The sequence below is a fragment of the Sedimentitalea sp. XS_ASV28 genome (assembly GCF_041224545.1).
Classification (GTDB): domain Bacteria; phylum Pseudomonadota; class Alphaproteobacteria; order Rhodobacterales; family Rhodobacteraceae; genus Sedimentitalea.
On record NZ_JBGFGP010000078.1, the window covers coordinates 1 to 728 of the forward strand.

Sequence of the window (728 nt, forward strand, 5' to 3'; positions counted from 1 at the left end):
TCCTGCAGGATAGCCTTGGCCTTCTCGCTCTTGTGGACGGCCAGATTGTCGAGGAATGAGGAGGGTTAGAAAACGATCCGGTGGATCGTTTTCCCGACGAATGACGTCGCCCGGTTGCAGGGTCGGGGCGAGCTGGGTCTCGACCAGCCCGATCAGATAATCCCGAAACCGCGCCAGCACGCCCGATCCCGCAGGGCGACCCTGCCGCGCTGCCGCGTCGAGCCCGTCGCCCGGACCCGCTGATCGAGCTTGATCGCAAAGCTGGCACTGACCCCGAACCGTATGGTGGCGTCGCGCCGCTGAACCCTGTCCCTCAGATCGGAAGAATACGGTTTGCCCATTTGATCCACCTCCAATCACCGTGACTCACAAGTCAGACCACCCGGAAACTCTCAGATTCCCTATTCACGCATATCGCTCTAGTATCCCAGCTCTGGAGCGAACCGTCCGCCTTCCAGTCGGACCCGCTTCAGCGTGAAAGAATCGTACGATCATGCAATATGACACCGGCAAACACTGCGTTTTCTATCACCGCTACCACATCGTCTGGTCGACCAAATACCGTTAAAGGTGCTGACCCGGGCATGACGGCTGCGGGTGCGCGACATCTGCCGGCAGGTGTGCCGCGAGAACGAGGTCGACATCTTGCGCGGGGTGCTGTCGAGCGATCACGCCCACATGTTCGTCTCGGTGCCGCCGAAGCGCGCCATCTCGGATCTGGTGCGCAA

General features: G+C 60.7%; 1 protein-coding gene and 1 pseudogene. One reads left to right on the forward strand and one right to left on the reverse strand.

What is annotated here, in order from left to right:
• Positions 1-180, reverse strand: a 180-nt coding sequence (locus AB9K34_RS03690) for a hypothetical protein (protein ID WP_369953093.1), incomplete at its 3' end; no start/stop codon positions are given.
• Between the two features lie 474 nt (positions 181-654).
• Between AB9K34_RS03690 and AB9K34_RS03695 the strand changes: the two are divergent.
• Positions 655-728 (forward strand): annotated as a pseudogene (locus AB9K34_RS03695) (IS200/IS605 family transposase); the annotation flags it as partial.